Source organism: Amphritea pacifica (genome assembly GCF_016924145.1).
GTDB lineage: Bacteria > Pseudomonadota > Gammaproteobacteria > Pseudomonadales > Balneatricaceae > Amphritea > Amphritea pacifica.
This window is the reverse complement of record NZ_JAFFZO010000028.1, coordinates 1-18,631: the sequence shown is the minus strand read 5'-3', so window position 1 is coordinate 18,631 and position 18,631 is coordinate 1. Positions and strand designations below refer to the sequence as shown.

General features: G+C 51.7%; 20 protein-coding genes. 19 read left to right on the top strand and 1 reads right to left on the bottom strand.

The features are described 5' to 3' along the window. The first annotated feature begins 19 nt into the window (after positions 1 to 19). A complete protein-coding gene (locus tag JW499_RS15895; protein WP_205211504.1) occupies positions 20 to 1,201 on the top strand; it encodes an ATP phosphoribosyltransferase regulatory subunit in 1,182 nt (393 codons plus the stop codon). Between the two features lie 32 nt (positions 1,202 to 1,233). After that, on the top strand, positions 1,234 to 2,529 hold the full coding sequence (locus JW499_RS15890; RefSeq protein WP_205211503.1) for an adenylosuccinate synthase: 1,296 nt from the start codon (positions 1,234 to 1,236) through the stop codon (positions 2,527 to 2,529). 154 nt (positions 2,530 to 2,683) lie between these two features. Here JW499_RS15890 and JW499_RS15885 read toward each other — a convergent pair whose 3' ends face one another. Further along, on the bottom strand, positions 2,684 to 3,496 hold the full coding sequence (locus JW499_RS15885) for an inositol monophosphatase family protein (RefSeq protein ID WP_232846465.1): 813 nt from the start codon (positions 3,494 to 3,496) through the stop codon (positions 2,684 to 2,686). Positions 3,497 to 3,625: 129 nt separating this feature from the next. Here JW499_RS15885 and JW499_RS15880 point away from each other — a divergent pair, with 129 nt between their 5' ends. From JW499_RS15880 to der, 17 genes are all read left to right on the top strand, one after another. Continuing rightward, positions 3,626 to 4,360: an RNA methyltransferase gene (locus tag JW499_RS15880; RefSeq protein WP_205211502.1), complete on the top strand. Its 735-nt coding sequence runs from the start codon at positions 3,626 to 3,628 to the stop codon at positions 4,358 to 4,360. Between the two features lie 135 nt (positions 4,361 to 4,495). Further along, complete coding sequence (iscR, locus tag JW499_RS15875; RefSeq protein ID WP_205211501.1) at positions 4,496 to 4,981, top strand: Fe-S cluster assembly transcriptional regulator IscR; 486 nt, start codon at positions 4,496 to 4,498, stop codon at positions 4,979 to 4,981. Between the two features lie 32 nt (positions 4,982 to 5,013). Further along, a complete protein-coding gene (locus tag JW499_RS15870; protein WP_205211500.1) occupies positions 5,014 to 6,228 on the top strand; it encodes an IscS subfamily cysteine desulfurase in 1,215 nt (404 codons plus the stop codon). Positions 6,229 to 6,263: 35 nt separating this feature from the next. Next, on the top strand, positions 6,264 to 6,653 hold the full coding sequence (gene iscU / locus JW499_RS15865) for a Fe-S cluster assembly scaffold IscU (protein WP_091361257.1): 390 nt from the start codon (positions 6,264 to 6,266) through the stop codon (positions 6,651 to 6,653). Positions 6,654 to 6,686: 33 nt separating this feature from the next. After that, on the top strand, positions 6,687 to 7,010 hold the full coding sequence (iscA, locus tag JW499_RS15860; RefSeq protein ID WP_091361260.1) for an iron-sulfur cluster assembly protein IscA: 324 nt from the start codon (positions 6,687 to 6,689) through the stop codon (positions 7,008 to 7,010). 94 nt (positions 7,011 to 7,104) lie between these two features. Further along, entirely contained in the window at positions 7,105 to 7,644 is a 540-nt protein-coding gene (hscB, locus tag JW499_RS15855) for a Fe-S protein assembly co-chaperone HscB (RefSeq protein WP_205211499.1), read from the top strand. Positions 7,645 to 7,653: 9 nt separating this feature from the next. Beyond that, on the top strand, positions 7,654 to 9,528 hold the full coding sequence (gene hscA / locus JW499_RS15850) for a Fe-S protein assembly chaperone HscA (RefSeq protein WP_205211498.1): 1,875 nt from the start codon (positions 7,654 to 7,656) through the stop codon (positions 9,526 to 9,528). After that, positions 9,528 to 9,866, top strand: a complete 339-nt coding sequence (gene fdx, locus JW499_RS15845; RefSeq protein ID WP_205211497.1) for an ISC system 2Fe-2S type ferredoxin — start codon at positions 9,528 to 9,530, stop codon at positions 9,864 to 9,866. The genes hscA and fdx overlap by 1 nt, the downstream gene beginning before the upstream one ends. 57 nt (positions 9,867 to 9,923) lie before the next feature. Beyond that, on the top strand, positions 9,924 to 10,118 hold the full coding sequence (gene iscX, locus JW499_RS15840; protein WP_205211496.1) for a Fe-S cluster assembly protein IscX: 195 nt from the start codon (positions 9,924 to 9,926) through the stop codon (positions 10,116 to 10,118). Between the two features lie 165 nt (positions 10,119 to 10,283). Then, positions 10,284 to 10,691, top strand: coding sequence for a nucleoside-diphosphate kinase (gene ndk / locus JW499_RS15835; RefSeq protein WP_091361275.1), 408 nt, complete (start codon positions 10,284 to 10,286; stop codon positions 10,689 to 10,691). Between the two features lie 53 nt (positions 10,692 to 10,744). Further along, positions 10,745 to 11,878, top strand: coding sequence for a dual-specificity RNA methyltransferase RlmN (gene rlmN, locus JW499_RS15830; RefSeq protein ID WP_205211495.1), 1,134 nt, complete (start codon positions 10,745 to 10,747; stop codon positions 11,876 to 11,878). A 41-nt stretch (positions 11,879 to 11,919) separates the two neighbouring features. Next, a complete protein-coding gene (gene pilW, locus JW499_RS15825) occupies positions 11,920 to 12,681 on the top strand; it encodes a type IV pilus biogenesis/stability protein PilW (protein WP_205211494.1) in 762 nt (253 codons plus the stop codon). Then, positions 12,678 to 13,649, top strand: a complete 972-nt coding sequence (locus tag JW499_RS15820) for a RodZ domain-containing protein (RefSeq protein WP_205211493.1) — start codon at positions 12,678 to 12,680, stop codon at positions 13,647 to 13,649. The genes pilW and JW499_RS15820 overlap by 4 nt, the downstream gene beginning before the upstream one ends. A 60-nt stretch (positions 13,650 to 13,709) precedes the next feature. Next, positions 13,710 to 14,945, top strand: a complete 1,236-nt coding sequence (gene hisS, locus JW499_RS15815) for a histidine--tRNA ligase (RefSeq protein ID WP_408627328.1) — start codon at positions 13,710 to 13,712, stop codon at positions 14,943 to 14,945. A 43-nt stretch (positions 14,946 to 14,988) separates the two neighbouring features. Continuing rightward, positions 14,989 to 15,636: a YfgM family protein gene (locus JW499_RS15810; RefSeq protein WP_205211546.1), complete on the top strand. Its 648-nt coding sequence runs from the start codon at positions 14,989 to 14,991 to the stop codon at positions 15,634 to 15,636. A 3-nt stretch (positions 15,637 to 15,639) separates the two neighbouring features. Then, positions 15,640 to 16,788: an outer membrane protein assembly factor BamB gene (gene bamB / locus JW499_RS15805; protein WP_205211491.1), complete on the top strand. Its 1,149-nt coding sequence runs from the start codon at positions 15,640 to 15,642 to the stop codon at positions 16,786 to 16,788. A gap of 93 nt (positions 16,789 to 16,881) precedes the next feature. Next, positions 16,882 to 18,297: a ribosome biogenesis GTPase Der gene (der, locus tag JW499_RS15800; protein ID WP_205211490.1), complete on the top strand. Its 1,416-nt coding sequence runs from the start codon at positions 16,882 to 16,884 to the stop codon at positions 18,295 to 18,297. Positions 18,298 to 18,631: the final 334 nt, after the last annotated feature.

Here is an 18,631-nt window from a genome sequence, read left to right as displayed (position 1 = left end):
CTGTATTTCGGAGAGTTACATGTCGTTGGCAGAACGCTGGTTATTACCAGACGGCGTCAAAGAGGTGCTGCCGCCTCGGGCACAAAAGGTCGAGACAGCGCGGCGGCGTTTGCTGGATCTTTATGATACCTGGGGTTATGAGTTGGTGATGACCCCGCTGATTGAGCATCTGGATTCTCTGCTTGTCGGAGTGGGACGCGATCTGGAGCTGGACACCTTTAAGGTCACTGATCAGTTGACCGGACGGATGCTGGGTATTCGCGCAGATATCACTCAGCAGGTGGCCCGCATTGATGCCAACCATCTTAGCAATCAGGGACCGGTCCGTTTCTGTTACTGCAGCACCATATTACACACTCTGCCAGCTAATCCTTTAGCCTCGCGAAACCCTCTGCAGGTGGGGGCTGAGCTGTTTGGTCACAGCGGTGTCGCCAGCGATGTGGAAATTATCTCGCTGATGGTGGAAACTCTGAATGCGATGCAGGTTAATCAGGATCTGAGTCTCGATCTGGGTCACGTAGGTATCTACCGTGGTTTGATGGGCGAGGCGGCACTGAGTGCAGATCAGGAAGCTGAGTATTTCGAGTTGTTGCAACGTAAGGATCTGCCTGAGATAACGCGCTTTCTGGCGGGTTCCGGGCTTCCTGAAAGTGTTAAGACTCATCTGACTATACTGCCAACACTGCATGGCGGACGTGAAGTGCTGAACAAGGCGCGTACCTGCTTTGCCGACGTTGAAATGATTAAGGATGCGCTGGATTATCTGGATGCCGTTGCAGATCAGATCTCCCGGCGTTACCCCCAACTGGATCTGTATTTCGATCTGAGTGAGTTGCGGGGCTATAACTACCACACGGGCGTGGTGTTTGCTGCTTATGTTCCGGCATTCGGACAGGCGGTTGCCAAAGGTGGTCGTTATGATGAAGTGGGGCGCGATTTTGGTCGTGCCCGTCCGGCAACCGGATTCAGTGCTGATCTGAAAACTCTTGTTGAGTTATCTGCCCTGGAAGATAAGCCTGCACGTAAAGTGGTGCGGGTTCCGGCTGTTGAAGATTCTGCAGCGCTGGATGCTGTGGCTAAGCTGAGAGCTCAGGGGGAGCGTGTTGTGCCGATGCTGGATGAAACGGTTGTGGAAGATGCGCAGCAGTTTACCCACCAGTTGGTGCAGCAGGATGGAACTTGGGTTCTCGAGAGCCTGTAAATTTTTGATTGATTAATCGCTAGAGACAACCAATGGGCAAAAACGTAGTTGTTTTAGGAACGCAGTGGGGCGACGAAGGTAAAGGCAAAATCGTTGACCTGTTAACAGATCAGGCATCTGCCGTGGCGCGCTTTCAGGGCGGGCATAACGCAGGCCATACGCTGGTAATTGATGGTGAGAAGACGGTACTGCACCTGATTCCGTCCGGTATCCTGCGTGAGAATGTACTTTGTCTGATCGGTAACGGTGTGGTGTTGTCACCGGAAGCGCTGTTGAAAGAGATTGATGAGCTGGAAGGCCGCGGTGTGCCTGTGCGTGAGCGACTGCGTCTGAGTCCTGCATGTACTCTGATTCTTCCATATCACATCGCACTGGATCAAGCGCGCGAGCTTGCGCGTGGTGAGGCCAAAATTGGTACCACCGGTCGGGGTATCGGCCCTGCCTATGAAGACAAGGTTGCACGTCGCGGTTTACGCGTCGATGATCTGATGCATCCGGAGCGTTTTGCGGTGAAACTGAAAGAGGTGATGGAATATCACAACTTTATGCTGCAAAACTACTATAAAGCCGAACCGGTCAGCTATGAAGCAGTGCTGGAAGAGGGGCTGCGGATGGCTGAAGTGATGCGGCCGATGGTGGCTGATGTCACTGCTAAGCTGCATGAGTATCGCGAACGTGGTGAAAATATCATGTTTGAAGGCGCACAGGGCTCTCTGCTGGATATCGATCACGGTACTTATCCTTATGTAACGTCATCTAATACAACTGCGGGCGGCACCTCGACCGGTAGTGGTTTTGGTCCGCTGTACCTGGATTATGTTCTGGGTATCACTAAGGCTTATACCACCCGGGTGGGGTCTGGTCCTTTTCCGACTGAGCTGGGGTGTGCGGTAGGTGAGCGTCTGGCTGAGCGTGGTCATGAGTTCGGTGCAACCACAGGGCGTGCCCGTCGTTGTGGCTGGTTTGATGCCGTTGCACTGAAGCATGCGATTCAGATCAACTCTGTATCCGGTATCTGTCTGACTAAGCTGGATGTGTTGGATGGTCTGGAGACGATTGAGATCTGCATCGGCTATAAAGATGCTCAGGGTAATGTGGTGACCTCGCTGAGCGGTAGTGAGGCGTATGAGGCAGTTGAGCCGGTATACGAGTCTATGCCGGGTTGGAGTGAGTCTACTCTTGGCGCGAAAACCCTGGATGAGCTGCCTGCTGCTGCCGTTGCTTATATTAAGCGTCTGGAAGAGCTGACCGGTGCGCCGATTGATATTATCTCAACCGGCCCGGACCGGGTGGAGACGATTGTCCTGCGTCATCCGTTTGATGTCTGATCTGCTTTTCTGAGATTTATAGACACAAAAAAGCCCGGCACTTCGCTTTGCCGGGCTTTTTTGTGTCTGGTGTTATTTTTTTGAGACTAAAAAAAACCGGGCAATGCCCGGTTTTCTGTGAGCAGCCGATGTGAAAGCTGCTTTATTAGTCGGTCTATTTTAGTTCGTCATTCAGAGCCGGGCGGATATTCTGCAGCAGTGCTTTCAGAATTTTCGGATTGCCGGCGACCAGGTTGCCTGAGCTCATGAAGTTGTTGTTGCCGGTAAAGTCGGACAGCAGGCCGCCTGCTTCCTGGATCATCAGGATACCCGCTTCCATCTCCCACTGGTTCAGTCCGATCTGGAAAAAGCCATCCAGTCGTCCCGCCGCTGTGTATGCCAGGTTCAGGGCAGGTGAGCCGCCGCTGTAGATGCTGCCGCTTTCCAGGGTGATGTTTTTGAAGATCTGCTGGAAGCTGTCCAGGTGGGCTTTGTCACTGCTGCGGCCAAAAAAACCGCTGCCGATCAGGGAGTTGTCCAGGAGTTTGCGATTGCTAACCCGCAGACGTTTGCCGTTCAGTTGTGCTCCTCTGCCCCGGCTGGCGGTGAACTCTTCACCGGTAATCGGGTTGAGGATAATGGCGTGTTCAAGTTTGCCGCGCTGGTGGCAGGCGATGCTCAGGGCAAAGACTGGCAGGGCGTTGGAAAAGTTGGAGATACTGTCGATCGGATTCACTGTCCAGATGACATCACAAACCCGGTCTTCAGGTTTGTGTGTGCCGGTATATTCACAGTTGATCTGATGCTCTGGGTACGCCTTATGGATCGCGTTAACGATAGTGCGTTCAGCTTGTTTGCAGGTGTCTTCGAGAAATTCGATAACACTTGATTGTTCAGATTTGATCAGATCGAGTCGTTCGACTGAACGGGTGATCTGTTCACCTGCGACGCGAGCCCCGCGCAGGGCGATATTAACCATCGGTTGCATCTGTAAATACCAGTAAGGGAAGCAAAACGCGCATTATACAAAACAGTTGTCATATAAAGAACAGTCCGGGATTAATAGTTGTAAAATATCTGATAAAATACGCCCTTTTTTTCAATGGGTGGGTTAAAGATGCTGGAAAATGTCCGAATCGTGTTGGTGAATACCACCCATCCGGGAAATATCGGTGGTGTTGCCCGGGCGATGAAAAATATGGGGCTGTCTGATCTTTGCCTGGTGAAGCCGAAACTGTTCCCTCATGCTGATGCAGAGGCGCGGGCGTCCGGTGCCGGCGATATTCTCGCCCAGGCGAGGGTAGTTGAGAGTCTTGAAGATGCCCTGGAGGATTGCCATCTGGTAGTGGGAACCAGCGCCCGGAGTCGGACGATTCCCTGGCCTCTGGTTAATCCGCGAGAACTGGCGGCGATTGTCGCACCTTTGCCGGAAGCGACCCGGGTTGCGATTGTCTTCGGGCGGGAAGACCGGGGGCTGACAAATGATGAGCTGCAGCGCTGTCATCAGCATGTCCATATTCCGGTAGATGAGCAGTTCAGCTCGCTCAATCTCGCCGCGGCGGTGCAGGTTATCAGTTATGAGCTACGCATGGCGAAAGTGTTTGGTGTTGATGATGTTAAGCCGCGCTGGGGGACTGAGTGGGATGTGGAGCTGGCTGAAAACCGCGAGCTTGAGCTGTTGTTTGGCCATCTTGAACAGACTCTGACAGAGATTGAGTTTCTCGATCCGCAGAAACCGCGTAATCTGATGCCAAGATTACGTCGTCTGATATTGCGGGCGGTACCTGATAAGGTCGAGGTGAATGTGCTCAGGGGAATGTTGACAGCAATACAGAAACGTAGCCGTCGCTGAGTGTTGTGCTACGGGTTGTAGCTGATCTGTCTATAGTTGACTGTTTTAGTCGGCTTAATAGTTGACCAAAATAGTTGGTTATTGCATAATGCAACCAGCTTCGTTGAACCACGAAGAATGACGGAGAGATTGGTAATGCGATTAACAACAAAAGGCCGCTATGCGGTGACAGCAATGCTTGATCTGGCAATACATGCCGGAAAGGGACCCGTAAGTCTGGCAGATATTTCCGAGCGTCAGGGTATCTCCCTGTCCTATCTTGAGCAGTTATTTGCCAAGCTGCGCCGCAACGAGCTGGTACGTAGTGTACGCGGTCCTGGTGGTGGTTACCAGCTTAACCGTGAGCAGCAGGATATCGATGTGGCGCAGGTGATTGATGCCGTAAATGAGTCAGTTGATGCCACTGGCTGTGGTCACACCGGCAGTTGTCATGATGGTAATATCTGTCTGACACACCATTTGTGGTGTGATCTGAGTAGCCAGATTCATGACTTTTTAAGCCAGATATCACTGGCTGATCTGATGGCAAGAAGTGACGTTCGCAGTGTTGCTGAGCGGCAGGAGCGCGGTCATATGGCGTCATTCGAAGATTCACTTATTTCCGCAAAAGTAACAGCCTGAACCGCGATTCAGGTTTTGGAGAAGTATAGACAATGAAATTACCAATCTACTTTGATTATTCTGCAACTACGCCGGTAGACCCCCGGGTTGCGGACAAAATGATTGAGTGTCTCACTATGGACGGTAATTTCGGTAACCCGGCGTCCCGTTCACATGTGTACGGCTGGAAAGCCGAAGAGGCTGTTGAAACGGCGCGTCGCCAGGTTGCTGATCTGCTTAATGCCGATCCCCGGGAGATCGTCTGGACCTCGGGCGCCACTGAGTCTGACAACCTGGCGATAAAAGGTGTAGCGCACTTCTATCAGAAGAAGGGCAGGCACATCATCACCTCCAAAATTGAGCATAAAGCGGTGCTGGATACCTGCCGCCAGTTGGAGCGTGAACGGTTTGAAGTGACCTATCTTGACCCTGATAAGGAGGGCATTATTCAGCCGCAAGCGGTTGCTGATGCACTGCGTGAAGATACTATTCTGGTTTCGCTGATGCATGTCAATAATGAGATCGGTGTGATCAACGATATCGCGGCAATCGGTGAAATTACCCGTGCCAATGGTGTGCTGTTGCATGTCGATGCGGCGCAGAGTGCTGGTAAGGTCGATATTGATGTTGACAAGATGAAGGTTGATCTGATCTCTCTGTCTGCCCACAAGATGTATGGGCCAAAAGGGATGGGGGCACTCTATGTTCGCCGTAAGCCACGGGTTCGTCTGGAGGCGCAGATGCATGGTGGAGGCCATGAGCGGGGCATGCGTTCCGGTACCCTGGCGACTCATCAGATTGTCGGTATGGGTGAAGCGGCGGCCATTGCCAAAGCCGAGATGCACCAGGAGAAAGAGCGGATAACCGCGTTGCGCAAGCGTTTCTGGGAGGGGCTATCCGATATGGAGGAGATCTACCTGAACGGTTCCGAGAATCAGCGCTATATTGGCAATATGAATGTCAGTTTTAACTATGTTGAGGGTGAATCTTTGCTGATGTCGCTGAAAGATCTTGCGGTCTCTTCCGGGTCCGCTTGTACCTCTGCCAGTCTGGAGCCCTCTTATGTGCTGCGAGCTCTGGGATTGAATGATGAGATGGCGCATAGCTCTATTCGCTTCTCGATCGGTCGTTTTACGACTGAAGAGGATATTGATCAGGCTGTCGAAGAGATTCGCACAGCGGTAGGTAAGCTCCGTGAACTTTCTCCTTTGTGGGATATGTATAAAGACGGTGTGGATTTAACCAAAGTTGAATGGGTTCACCATTAATCTTTATCAGGTGAATACTGCTTTAGGAGGTCGTTATGGCTTATAGTGAACAGGTTATCGATCATTACGAAAATCCTCGTAATGTCGGCAAAATGAATGATCAGGATGATAACATCGGTACAGGCATGGTGGGTGCACCGGCTTGTGGTGACGTTATGCGTCTGCAGATTAAGGTCAGTGATGACGGTATTATTGAAGATGCCAAGTTTAAGACCTATGGTTGTGGTTCTGCCATCGCTTCCAGCTCTCTGGTGACCGAATGGGTAAAGGGGATGACTCTGGACCAGGCTCAGGAACTGAAAAATACTAAGATTGCAGAAGAGCTGGCTCTTCCGCCGGTGAAAATCCACTGTTCAGTCTTGGCTGAAGATGCAATTAAAGCCGCGGTTGCCGACTACAAAGAGAAGCAGGCGAAAAAGCAATAACAGAGCTAAGGGCTCAATGGAGAAATCGGATTCATGGCAATTACAATGACACCGGCAGCGTCTGATCATGTCAGCAAATACCTCAAAACCCGGGGGCACGGGTTTGGCATCCGTCTGGGCGTGCGGACATCGGGCTGCTCTGGTATGGCCTATGTGCTGGAGTTTGTTGATGATATTCAGGATGAAGATAAGGTGTTTGAGTCTGACGGTGTAAATGTTGTCATTGATCCGAAAAGTCTTCTCTATCTTGATGGTACTGAGCTGGACTTTGTTAAAGAGGGGTTGAATGAAGGGTTTAAATTTAATAACCCTAACGTCAAAAACGAATGCGGTTGCGGCGAAAGCTTTAATATCTGAGCCTTCCCTCTTTACGCCACTGTTATCTGAGCGCTTGTTTATTAAAGCGCTTTGATAATGTATAACACTTCTTTTTTCACCTGCTGGTTAGATAATGGATATTACCCAGAACTATTTCGAATTCTTAGCTCTGCCGGTGACGTATCAACTGGACCTGCAGGCGCTGTCTGAACGCAGCCGGGAATTACAGAAAACCCTGCACCCGGACCGCTTTTCACACTTGTCAGACCGGGAACGCAGGCTCTCGGTACAATATACAGCCTATCTGAATGAGGCTGTATCGACGCTGAAAAATCCTCTTTCCCGCGCTCAGTACCTGTTAAAGCTGAAAGGGTTTGATACCTTCTCTGAAAGCCAGCGGCAGCTTGATCCGATGTTTCTGATGCAGCAGATGGAACTGCGCGAATCGCTGGCAGAGATTTCGGCTACAGCCGATCCTGAAGCTGAGCTGGACGCTCTGAGGGCAACGGTTGAGCAGGAGCTGAGGTCTCTGCGTGAACAGTTTGATAAGTATTATCAACAATCGACACCATCATCTTTTGAAGCTGCTGCGGTCTGTGTCAGAAAGATGCAGTTTTTTGATAAGCTGGGCCGCGAAATTGAGGCTCTGGAAGATCAACTATTCGACGAATAAACAAATACTATGGCGTTATTGCAGATTGCAGAACCGGGACAAAGTCCTGAGCCCCACAAGCGTAAGCTTGCGGTCGGCATCGATTTAGGAACAACCAACTCGCTGGTTGCCGCTGTGCGTAGTGGCGAATCAACCACGCTGCCGGATGAGGGCGGGAGCCACCTGCTCCCCTCTGTTGTGCGGTATACCGAGCAGGGTGTGGTGGTTGGTCAGGCTGCCCTGTCGAAAGCATCGGTAGACCCGTTTAACACTATTGTATCGGTTAAACGCCTGATGGGACGCGGTGTTGATGACCTTAAAGGTCTGGAAGGTGAGGCGGTGTATCGCTTCACTGAGCACGAGGGTGGAATGCCATATCTGCAGACAGTCGCCGGGGATAAGAGCCCGGTTGAGGTGTCTGCTGAAATTCTGAGAACACTGAAGGCGCGGGCACGGGCTTCATTGGAAGGTGAGCTTGAAGGTGCGGTTATTACCGTTCCGGCATATTTTGATGATGCCCAGCGGCAAGCCACTAAAGATGCGGCGCAGCTGGCGGGTATCAAGGTTCTGCGGTTACTGAATGAGCCGACGGCGGCTGCGGTGGCCTATGGTCTGGATAAAGCTGCCGAAGGAGTGATCGCGGTCTATGATCTGGGTGGCGGAACCTTCGATATCTCTATCCTGCGTCTCAATAAAGGGGTATTTGAGGTGCTCGCCACCGGTGGTGATAGTGCGCTGGGCGGTGATGATTTTGATCTGGCGCTGGCGGGATGGTTTCTGGAGCAGCTTGGCGGTAAAGAGGTGGTTGCCGGTGAATCCCGTTATCTCACTGAGAAAGCTCGCTGGGTGAAAGAGCAACTGACCGATAATCCGGCGGTGGCCGTGGATCTGGATCATGCGGGTCAGAAGATCTCGCTGGAGGTTTCGCGGACGTTGTTTGATGATCTGGTTGAACCACTGGTGAGTAAAACAATTCGTGCCTGCCGTCGTACACTGAAAGATGCAGGTGTTACTATTGGCGAGGTGCAGGATGTGGTCATGGTCGGCGGCAGCACCCGGGTGCCGGCTGTGCGTAGTCGGGTAGAAAGCTTTTTCGAGCGAGCACCGCGGATCGATATTGATCCCGACCGGGTTGTGGCTGTGGGCGCGGCGATCCAGGCTGATGTGCTGGCAGGTAACAAACCGGACAGTGAGATGCTGCTGCTGGATGTTCTGCCGCTCTCGCTGGGACTTGAAACGATGGGCGGGCTGGCAGAAAAGGTGATCCACCGTAATACCTCAATACCGGTTGCCAGGGCGCAGGAGTTTACCACCTATCAGGATGGTCAGACGGCGATGATGATTCATGTGGTTCAGGGTGAACGGGAGTTGGTTGATGATTGTCGCTCGCTGGCTCAGTTTGTGTTGCGGGGAATTCCTCCCATGGCGGCGGGGGCCGCTAAAATCAGAGTGGCCTTTCAGGTTGATGCGGACGGTTTGCTGGGGGTGTCAGCGAAAGAGTTATCCACCGGTGTTGAAAGTGAGATCCAGGTAAAGCCCTCATACGGCCTGGATGATAATGAGATCGCTGAGATGCTGAAGGCATCCTATAGCTTTGCCGAAGATGATATGGCGCTGCGCAATCTGCGTGAACAGCAGGTGGAAGCGGATCGTCTTTTGGTGTCGCTGGAACAGGCGATGCTGACTGATGGTGAGCAGTTGCTAACCGCTGAAGAGATGGAACATCTGCGTGAGCAGATGGCGATTCTGCAGGCGCTGCGTAACGGCTCCGATGCTTCAGCAATTGAGCAGGGGGTGAGTGTATTATCCCAGGCCAGTGATTTTTTTGCCGCACGCCGGATGGATCAAAGTATTAAAAATGCTCTCAAAGGGCATAGTATTCAAGAGATTGAGGGAGAGTCCTGATGCCGCAAATTATTTTTCTGCCCCACGATGAGCTGTGTCCGGAAGGTCGGGTCATTGACGCTGAGGCGGGGGAGACAGTCTGCGATGCTGCCCTGCGGGAGGGGATCGAGATTGAGCATGCATGTGAGAAATCCTGCGCCTGCACAACCTGTCATGTCATTGTCCGGGAAGGATTTGATTCCCTGAATGAGTCCGATGAGCTTGAAGATGACATGCTGGACAAGGCCTGGGGGCTGGAGCCCGAGTCCCGTTTAAGCTGTCAGGCTGTGGTGGGCGACGATGACCTGGTGGTCGAGATTCCAAAATATACCATCAATCAGGTGTCTGAGCGTCATTGATGTCTGAGTTTAAGGGCTGTGTTTAAGGGGTGAGTTCAGGACAGAGCGGAGGTGATTATGAAGTGGGTAGACGTTTACGATATTGCGATAGAGCTGGATGAAAAGTATCCGGATACAGATCCTCTGGCAGTCAGTTTTCCTGATCTGTATGAATGGGTGATGGCCCTGGATGGCTTCGATGATGATCCTGACCGTTGTGGCGAAAAAGTCCTGGAAGGGATTCAGATGGCCTGGATCGAAGAACGTCGGTAGATGATATGGAAAAAGCCCGCACTTGCGGGCTTTTTCATGGCTGGAGACGCTGTTCACTCCGGATCGCATAGCGTATAATTGCGCGTTTCATTTTTCTGGCGAGTCTGCGACTTTAGTCTGCCGGCTTCAATTTGCCCTGAACTTTATACAGAGGATTAATAGCACATGGCTATCGAACGTACTTTTTCTATCATCAAGCCTGATGCAGTTGCAAAAAACGTTATCGGTAAAATCGTTTCCCGTTTTGAGTCTAACGGCCTGAAAATCGTTGAGATGCAGCTGAAGCAGCTGTCCCGTGAAGAAGCTGAAGGTTTCTATGCTGAGCACAAAGAGCGTCCTTTCTTTGGTGATCTGGTTGAATTCATGACTTCCGGTCCTGTTGTTGTTCAGGTACTTGAAGGTGAAAACGCTATCGCTCTGAACCGTGAGCTGATGGGCGCAACTAATCCACAGGAAGCTGCTGAAGGCACTATCCGTCGCGATTTCGCTCAGTCTATCGATGCGAATGCGGTACATGGTTCCGATTCCCCGGCGTCTGCAGAACGCGAGATTGCTTACTTCTTCGGTAAGTAATCCCTGCGGGCCGCTGACCGGCGGCCCGTCATTTCATGAAAGTTGAGACCGCTATGACTGAATCCACTCAAAAAATTAACCTGCTCGGATTCTCTCCCAAAAAACTGGAAGAGTTCTTTGTGAGTATTGGCGAGAAACCGTTTCGCTCAACTCAGGTGCTGAAATGGATTCATCAGTTTGGTGCCAGCAGCTTTGATGAAATGACCAATATCAGCAAGGCGCTGCGGCAGAAGCTGAGTGAGGTTTCTGAAATTCGCGAGCCTGACGTGCTGGTGCAGAATATTTCTAAAGATGGTACCCGTAAATGGGTGATCCAGCTGGATGGCGGTTCCGCTGTTGAGGCGGTATTGATTCCGGAAAATGGCCGTGCCACCCTGTGTATCTCATCTCAGATCGGCTGTTCGCTGGATTGTAGTTTTTGCTCAACTGGTAAGCAGGGATTTAACCGTAATCTCAGTGCAGCAGAGGTTATCGGTCAGGTGCGCGTTGCTATCCGCTCATTTGGTCCGTTTGATCCTAACGGCGACCGTCGGGTGACCAATGTGGTGTTGATGGGGATGGGTGAGCCGCTGATGAACTTCGATAATGTCGTTGATGCGATTCAGCTGATGATGGATGATAATGCTTACGGTCTGTCCAAGCGTCGTGTTACCTTGAGTACAGCGGGTGTGGTACCGCAGATCGATAAGCTGAGTGAGGTCACCGATGTCTCTCTGGCTATTTCGTTGCATGCTCCCACCGATGAATTGCGTGATCAGTTAGTGCCGATCAATAAGCGTTATCCGATCGCAGAGCTGGTTGATGCCTGCAATCGTTATATGGCAAGTTTAAAGGATAAGCGGGTGATTACGGTTGAATACACTCTGATTGCCGGTGTAAATGACCACCCAAGTCAAGCAAAACAACTGGTTAAGCTGTTAAAACGTTTACCCTGCAAGTTAAACCTAATACCATTTAACCCATTTCCGAACTCAGATTATCGGCGACCCTCTGAAGATGCTATTCAGGCCTTTAAGATGATCATGGTTAAAGCGGGCATTGTTACCACTGTGAGGCGAACCCGGGGGGATGATGTGGATGCAGCCTGTGGGCAGCTGGTTGGGCAGGTGATGGACCGCACCCGGCGCAGCGAAAAATATATCCCTCTGAAAGATGCCAGCGGAGTGCAGCAGGAACCGCCCCGTTAATTGATACAATGTGATACTAATCTCACCAGGAGTGAATACGATTGAAAGGTTATCTGATATTACTGATTAGTCTATTGATTACCGGGTGTGCTGGGCAGCAGGTTAGTACAGCAGAACAGGATTCTCCCAAAGCGGTTCAGGCGTATAATTCGCTGGGTATGCAGTATCTTCGCCGGGGCGATACAGGCAATGCCAAACTCGCGTTCCAGCGTTCCATCGAGCTCGATTCAGGTTCCGCTCAGGCCTACAACGGTCTGGCAATGGTGTTTCAGCTGGAAGAGGATGCGACGCTGGCCGAAAACTATTTTAAGAAAGCGATCAAGGTTGAGCCGGACAGTGCCATGCTACACAACAATTATGGCGCTTTTTTGTTCAGTCTTAAGCGCTATCCGGAGGCCTGCAAACAGCTGGCCCGGGCCACAGAGGACCCGTTTTACAATCAGCGTAGTCAGGCGTTTGAAAACCTCGGCCGGTGTTATCTTCTGATTGATCGTCTGGATGCCGCAGAACATGCTTTTAAGCGCAGTCTGACATTGAATCCGAAGCGGCCTCTGGCCATTCTGCAGCTGTGCGATGTCATGTTGCAGAAAGATGATCTTGAAGCAGCGGTGAATCTGTTCGATCAGTACAGTGCGATGGTGGATGCAAAGCAGATCCAGCATAACGCTCAAAGTCTGTGGCTTGGGGTGCAGATCTCCCGGCTGGAGAAAAACGGCGTAGATGCTGCAACCTATGGTCTGATCCTGAAGAACCTGTTTCCGGATTCAGAAGAGTACCAGCAGTATAAGGAGTCGACTCCGTGAGTAATGAGCAGTTGCTGAATCAGGAAGCTGAAGGGCTCGAAACAGAGTTTCCGGCAGGTGAGCTTGCAGTCGCCAGAGAACAGCAGGGGCTGACCCGCAGTGATGTCGCCCGGGAGCTGAGGCTGTCGGAAAAGTATATCGATTCGCTGGAACGGGGGGCGTTTAATGAGTTGCCCAGTATGGTGTTTGCACGTGGTTATGTTCAGTCATATACCAAACTGCTGAAACTTGATGCGAAGCATTATCTGGACCTTTTTGATCGTCTCTATGGTCGTACCGGAGCCGGAGCTGCGCCGCAGTTTCGTATTGCCCCGGGGGTACAGTCTACCGCGAAGCTTGGTGACCCGGTGATCAAGTGGTCGGCCTGGATATTTGTACTGGCGATTATCGCTGCCACTGTTTGGTGGTGGAAAACCCAGCAGGGAGTCGGTCAGCCAGTATCGCAGATGCCTGCAGCACAGTCGGTGGAAGTGGAATCAGTTGATGGCAGTACTCTGATCGTACCCTCGGGTATCACGGAAGAGTCGGAAGCGCAGAATCCGGACCAGTCGGGGATTGATGCTGCTTTGCCAGACGTAGCTACTGAGGCGGGAGAAGAGACTGCAGGTGCGGTCACAGGCTCACCAGAAGAGGAAATGGATCCGGAAGAGGGTGATACCTCAGAAACGCTGGTTGCTGGTGATACTGCTGTTGAAGAACCGGACCCTCAGCCGGTAACTGGCAGTGATGCTTCGCTGCGGATTACGTTTACCGATGAGTGCTGGGTGAGTGTTGAAGATCATACCGGTAAGGTGCTGGCTATGCGGGTTAAGCCTGCAGGCAGTGAACTCAGTGTCAGCGGCGAAACGCCGATTAAACTTCTGCTTGGCAGGGTTGAGGCCGTCGGACAGGTGTTTTTTAATGGCACGCCGATAGAGTTTAACCGTGACAGTCGCTCAGGGGTGGTGCGTTTAACGCTGCCGCAATAATTGATAAAGTCATAACAGATCAGGAAATAGACATTGGCCAAGATTAAAGCCATACGTGGAATGAATGACATCCTGCCAGACCAGACACCGGTCTGGCATTTTCTTGAGAACAGTGTGAAGTCGGTGCTGGGCGCTTATGGGTATTCTGAGATCCGTATGCCGATTGTAGAGCAGACCGATCTTTTTAAACGCTCCATCGGCGAAGTGACCGATATCGTAGAGAAAGAGATGTACACCTTTGAGGATCGCAATGGCGAAAGCCTGACGCTACGACCTGAGGGGACCGCCAGCTGTGTTCGCGCTGGTGAAGAACATGGTCTGCTGTTCAATCAGGCTCAGCGTCTGTGGTATCAGGGGCCGATGTTTCGTTATGAGAAGCCACAGAAAGGACGTTATCGTCAGTTTCATCAGATCGGTGTTGAAACCTTTGGTATGTCGGCCGCTGATATTGATGCTGAAGTGATCATGCTTAGTGCGCGGCTGTGGAAGCAACTTGGAATCATTGATTCGGTTACCCTGCAGCTGAACTCGCTGGGCAGTAATGAAGCCCGTACCGAATACAAAGCGGCACTGGTTGAGTATCTGTCCGCCCGTAAAGATCAGCTCGATGAAGATAGTCAGCGTCGTCTCAGTAGTAACCCTTTGAGAATCCTGGACAGTAAAGATCCTCAGACCCAGTCGTTGCTGGATGGTGCCCCCTCGCTGAGTGACTATCTCGATGATGAGTCGCGGGAGCATTTTGCAGATCTGTGTGAAATGCTTGATCAGGCAGGTATCGCCTATGAGTTGAACCCGCGTCTGGTACGGGGCCTCGACTATTACTGCAAAACCGTTTTTGAGTGGGTTACTGATAAGCTTGGTGCTCAGGGTACAGTGTGTGCCGGTGGCCGCTATGACGGTCTGGTAAAACAGCTGGGTGGCCGGCCAACACCTGCCGTGGGTTTTGCAATGGGGGTTGAGCGACTCATCCTGTTATTGGAAACACTGGCGGTGATTCCAGAGTCGGTGAAACAGCCCTTTGACCTTTATCTCGCAGCAGAGCATAAAGGGCTGCAGCAACCGCTGATGGTGTTGGCTGAGCAGTTGCGGGACGAGATTCCCGGCCTGAGAGTCCGGGTGCATTGCAGTGGTCTGAAAAATATCAGCAGTAAGGCCAGGCAGACGGGTGCTCCCTGGGTGGTATTGGTCCGTGAAGAAAACGGGTCTCTGCTTGCCAACCTGTGGTATAACTCTGAACCAACCTATGATGTTCAGGTCAACAAGCTGAGCGGCTTGCTGCTGCAGCAACAGGCATAATAACTAAATTTTCAAAGGCGATTAGGAGCTGGCTGTGTCGGATATGCGCACTGAAGAAGAACAGGTTGAAGCGTTAAAGAACTGGTGGAAGGAAAATGGTAAATCGCTTGTATTAACCATCGCGCTGGCGCTGGCGGTTGTTTTTGGCTGGAAGGCCTGGCAGAACAATCAGCGCATCACTGCTGAGAATGCCGGTGTTATGTATCAGAACCTGGTTCAGGCTGTCGCGCTGGCGAGTGCCCCTCAGGCCACCGATGATCAGCGGGCGACCGCATCGCATCTGGCAAAATCGCTGAAAGATGAATACGGCGATACCACCTATGCGCTTTTTGGTGCGCTGTTCAGCGCCCGTTTGTATGTAGATGCCGGTGATTATGCGGCGGCGCTGACTGAGCTCGACTGGGTATTGGCCCAGTCCGATGACAGTGTGATGAAAACGGTTGCGACGATGCGTAAAGCGCGGGTGATGGCGGCGATGGGTGATGCCGATAAGGCGATCTCGCTTCTTGATGGACTGGCAGAGCCCAGCTTCAGCGTCAGTGTCGCGGAACTGAAGGGCGATCTCTATCTGCAGACGGGTGAGGTTGATAAGGCGCGTGCTGCATATCAGTCCGCAGCCGCTGATGCGCCTCAGGGCGCACGTCCGCTTCTGACTCTGAAGCTTGAGAGTCTTGCTGTAAAAGGAAGTTAACAGATGAAACAGCTATGTCGAGTTTTACTGCTGACTATCAGCATGCTGTCGATGACAGCGTGTGGCTGGTGGGGTGGCGAGGTCGAGATTGAGCCGGCTGAACTGGTCGATTTTCAGGCTGAAAAAGAGGTTCAGGTCCTGTGGAGTCGCTCTGTCGGGGCGGGCCTGGGGGAGAAATTTAATAGGCTCAGTCTGGCGGTGAATGGCGAGGTTATTTACGCACTGGATGTTGATGGCAAAGTGTTTGCGGTCAACCGCAGTGATGGTAAGGAGATCTGGAAAACCGATCTCGATACCCCTATTCTGGGCGGGGTTGGTGTGGGGCCAAACCACGTTGCAGTTACCACCGAGTCGGGTGAAGTTGTTATGCTGAGTGCCGATGATGGGGCGGAGATGTGGCGTCAGCAGCTCAGCAGCGAAACCCTGAGTCCGGTACAGATGAACACTGACATAGCGGTTGCTCAGCTGCAGAATGGTAAACTGGTGGCTATGGATATCAGCACCGGTAAGCGTCTGTGGAGCTATGATAGTCAGATTCCACGGTTGACGCTGCGCGGTACCAGTTCACCGATTGTTGCTTCTAATGTCACTATTGCCGGATTTGCAAATGGCAAGCTGGTGGCGGTGCGCAATGATAGTGGCGCTGAGTTATGGGAGCGCCAGGTTACAGTACCCGAAGGTAAAACTGAGCTGGAACGTCTGATCGATATTGATGCCAGGCCGCTCTATATCAATGGTGTTATCTATATTGTCTCCTATCAGGGGCGTCTTGTTGCAGTGAGTGCCTCGGATGCTCAGATACTGTGGTCGCAGAAAGCTTCCAGCTATCAGAGCCTTGCCGCCGGTTTTGGCAATATCTATGTAAGCCAGGAGAATGGCTTTATAGAGGCTTTTGATCAGCGCAGCAGTGCCAGTGTATGGCGTCAGACTGCTCTGGAGAACCGTCAGACAACCGCGCCAGAGGTGCTGGGAACCACCGTTGCGGTGGGTGATTTTGATGGTTATCTGCACTTTATGTCTCAGGTTGATGGGCATTTTGTGGCCCGTTACCGGGTCGATAGTGATGGTATGCGTGGCGATATGGTCGTCGTTGATGATGTTCTCTATGTGCTGGGTAATAGCGGTCGTCTGGTGGCGCTGCAGTTAAACTAGCCATAGAATTTCTGATCGGGCGGCTATCTGTTACTCCAGGTAGCCGCCATTTTGTTTTATATGTAACGCTTTCTTAAATGTGGTAATGAAAATATGCTTCCGGTAATTGCACTCGTCGGCCGACCCAATGTGGGCAAGTCGACACTGTTTAACAGACTGACAAAAAGTCGCGATGCGCTTGTCGCTGACTATTCGGGTCTGACTCGTGACCGGAAGTATGGCGAGGGTCGTCTGGGTGATCGTGACTATATCGTAGTGGATACCGGCGGTATCTCAGGTGATGAAGCGGGCATTGATTATAAGATGGCTGAGCAGTCGCTACTGGCGATTGATGAAGCGGATATCGTGTTGTTCCTGGTAGATGGCCGGGCGGGACTTAATCCGGCTGATGAGATGATTGCAGATCATCTGCGCCGTTCCGAAAAAGAGAGCTATCTGATTGTTAATAAGACCGATGGTCTTGATCCTGAAGTAGCGATGGCGGATTTCCATGGTCTGGGGCTGTCTGAGCCGCTGCCTATAGCTGCGTCACATGGCCGGGGTGTTACCCAGTTAGTGGAATATGTTCTGGCCGAACTGCCTTTGCGGGATGAGGCTGAAGAGGAAGAAGAGCGACAGCGGCAAAAGAAAATCGCGATTATTGGCCGCCCTAATGTGGGCAAATCGACACTGGTGAACCGGATTCTGGGTGAGGATCGCGTGGTTGTATTCGATCAGGCAGGCACAACCCGGGATAGTATCTATATCCCGTTCGAAAGAGATGAAGAGGCTTATACGCTGATCGATACGGCGGGGATTCGTCGCCGCAAAAATGTGACCGAGGCGGTGGAAAAGTTCTCCATCATCAAAACATTGCGTGCAATTAACGATGCCAATGTTGTCGTGCTGGTTATCGATGCTCGTGAAGGGGTTTCAGAGCAGGACCTGCATCTGCTGGGGTATGTGCTTGATGCCGGGCGATCCCTGGTGATTGCGGTCAATAAATGGGATGGTATGTCCGGCGATGAGAAAGAAGCGGTGCGTGAGCAGTTGCGCCGTCGGCTTGAATTTGTCTCGTTTGCGCGGATGCATTTTATCTCCGCCCTGCATGGCAGTGGTGTAGGCAACCTGTTCGCTTCCGTCGATGAGGCCTATGGCTTTGCGATGGCCAAGTGGGCAACCAACAAGCTGACCCGCTTGCTCGAAGATATTGTTGCGGATCATCAGCCTCCGATGGTCAATGGCAACCGGATTAAGTTGAGGTATGCTCACCAGGGTGGTTCTAACCCGCCCATCATTGTTATCCATGGCAATCAGACCCGTTCCCTGCCGGGGTCATATAAGCGATATCTGGAAAATAAATTCACCAGCGTCCTGGGAATCAAGGGCACGCCTCTGCGCTTCGAGTTTAAGAGCAGTGAAAACCCATTCAAAGATAAGAAGAATGAACTGACTAAACGTCAGGTGATGAAAAAACTGCGCCAGAAGATGCATAATGATAAACAGAAAAAGAAAGGTAGAAAGCGGTGAGGGCTTTGGAGTAGCTAGACGCTTCGCTTGCTAGTGGCGAGAACGGAAACTGCGTTTCCTGCTAGAAAAAGCAAAGACAAAACATAAAAACCGCCGCGAGGCGGTTTTATGTTTAAGGGTTAAGAGATTTTATTCTACGGACTCGCGTACGAAGTGGGTTTTCACAACACTGATAAAGAAGGCTCTGCTAACCACTAGCAAGCGAAGCGTCTGGCAGCGGCGAAGCCGCGTTCTAGCCACTCGGTCTTAAAAACTTCGATGTTTTTCAAATATTCTTAACTTTTTCGTGCTCCCCCTGTTGACTCCTCTGCCGACGGCGGTAGAATGCGCTTCC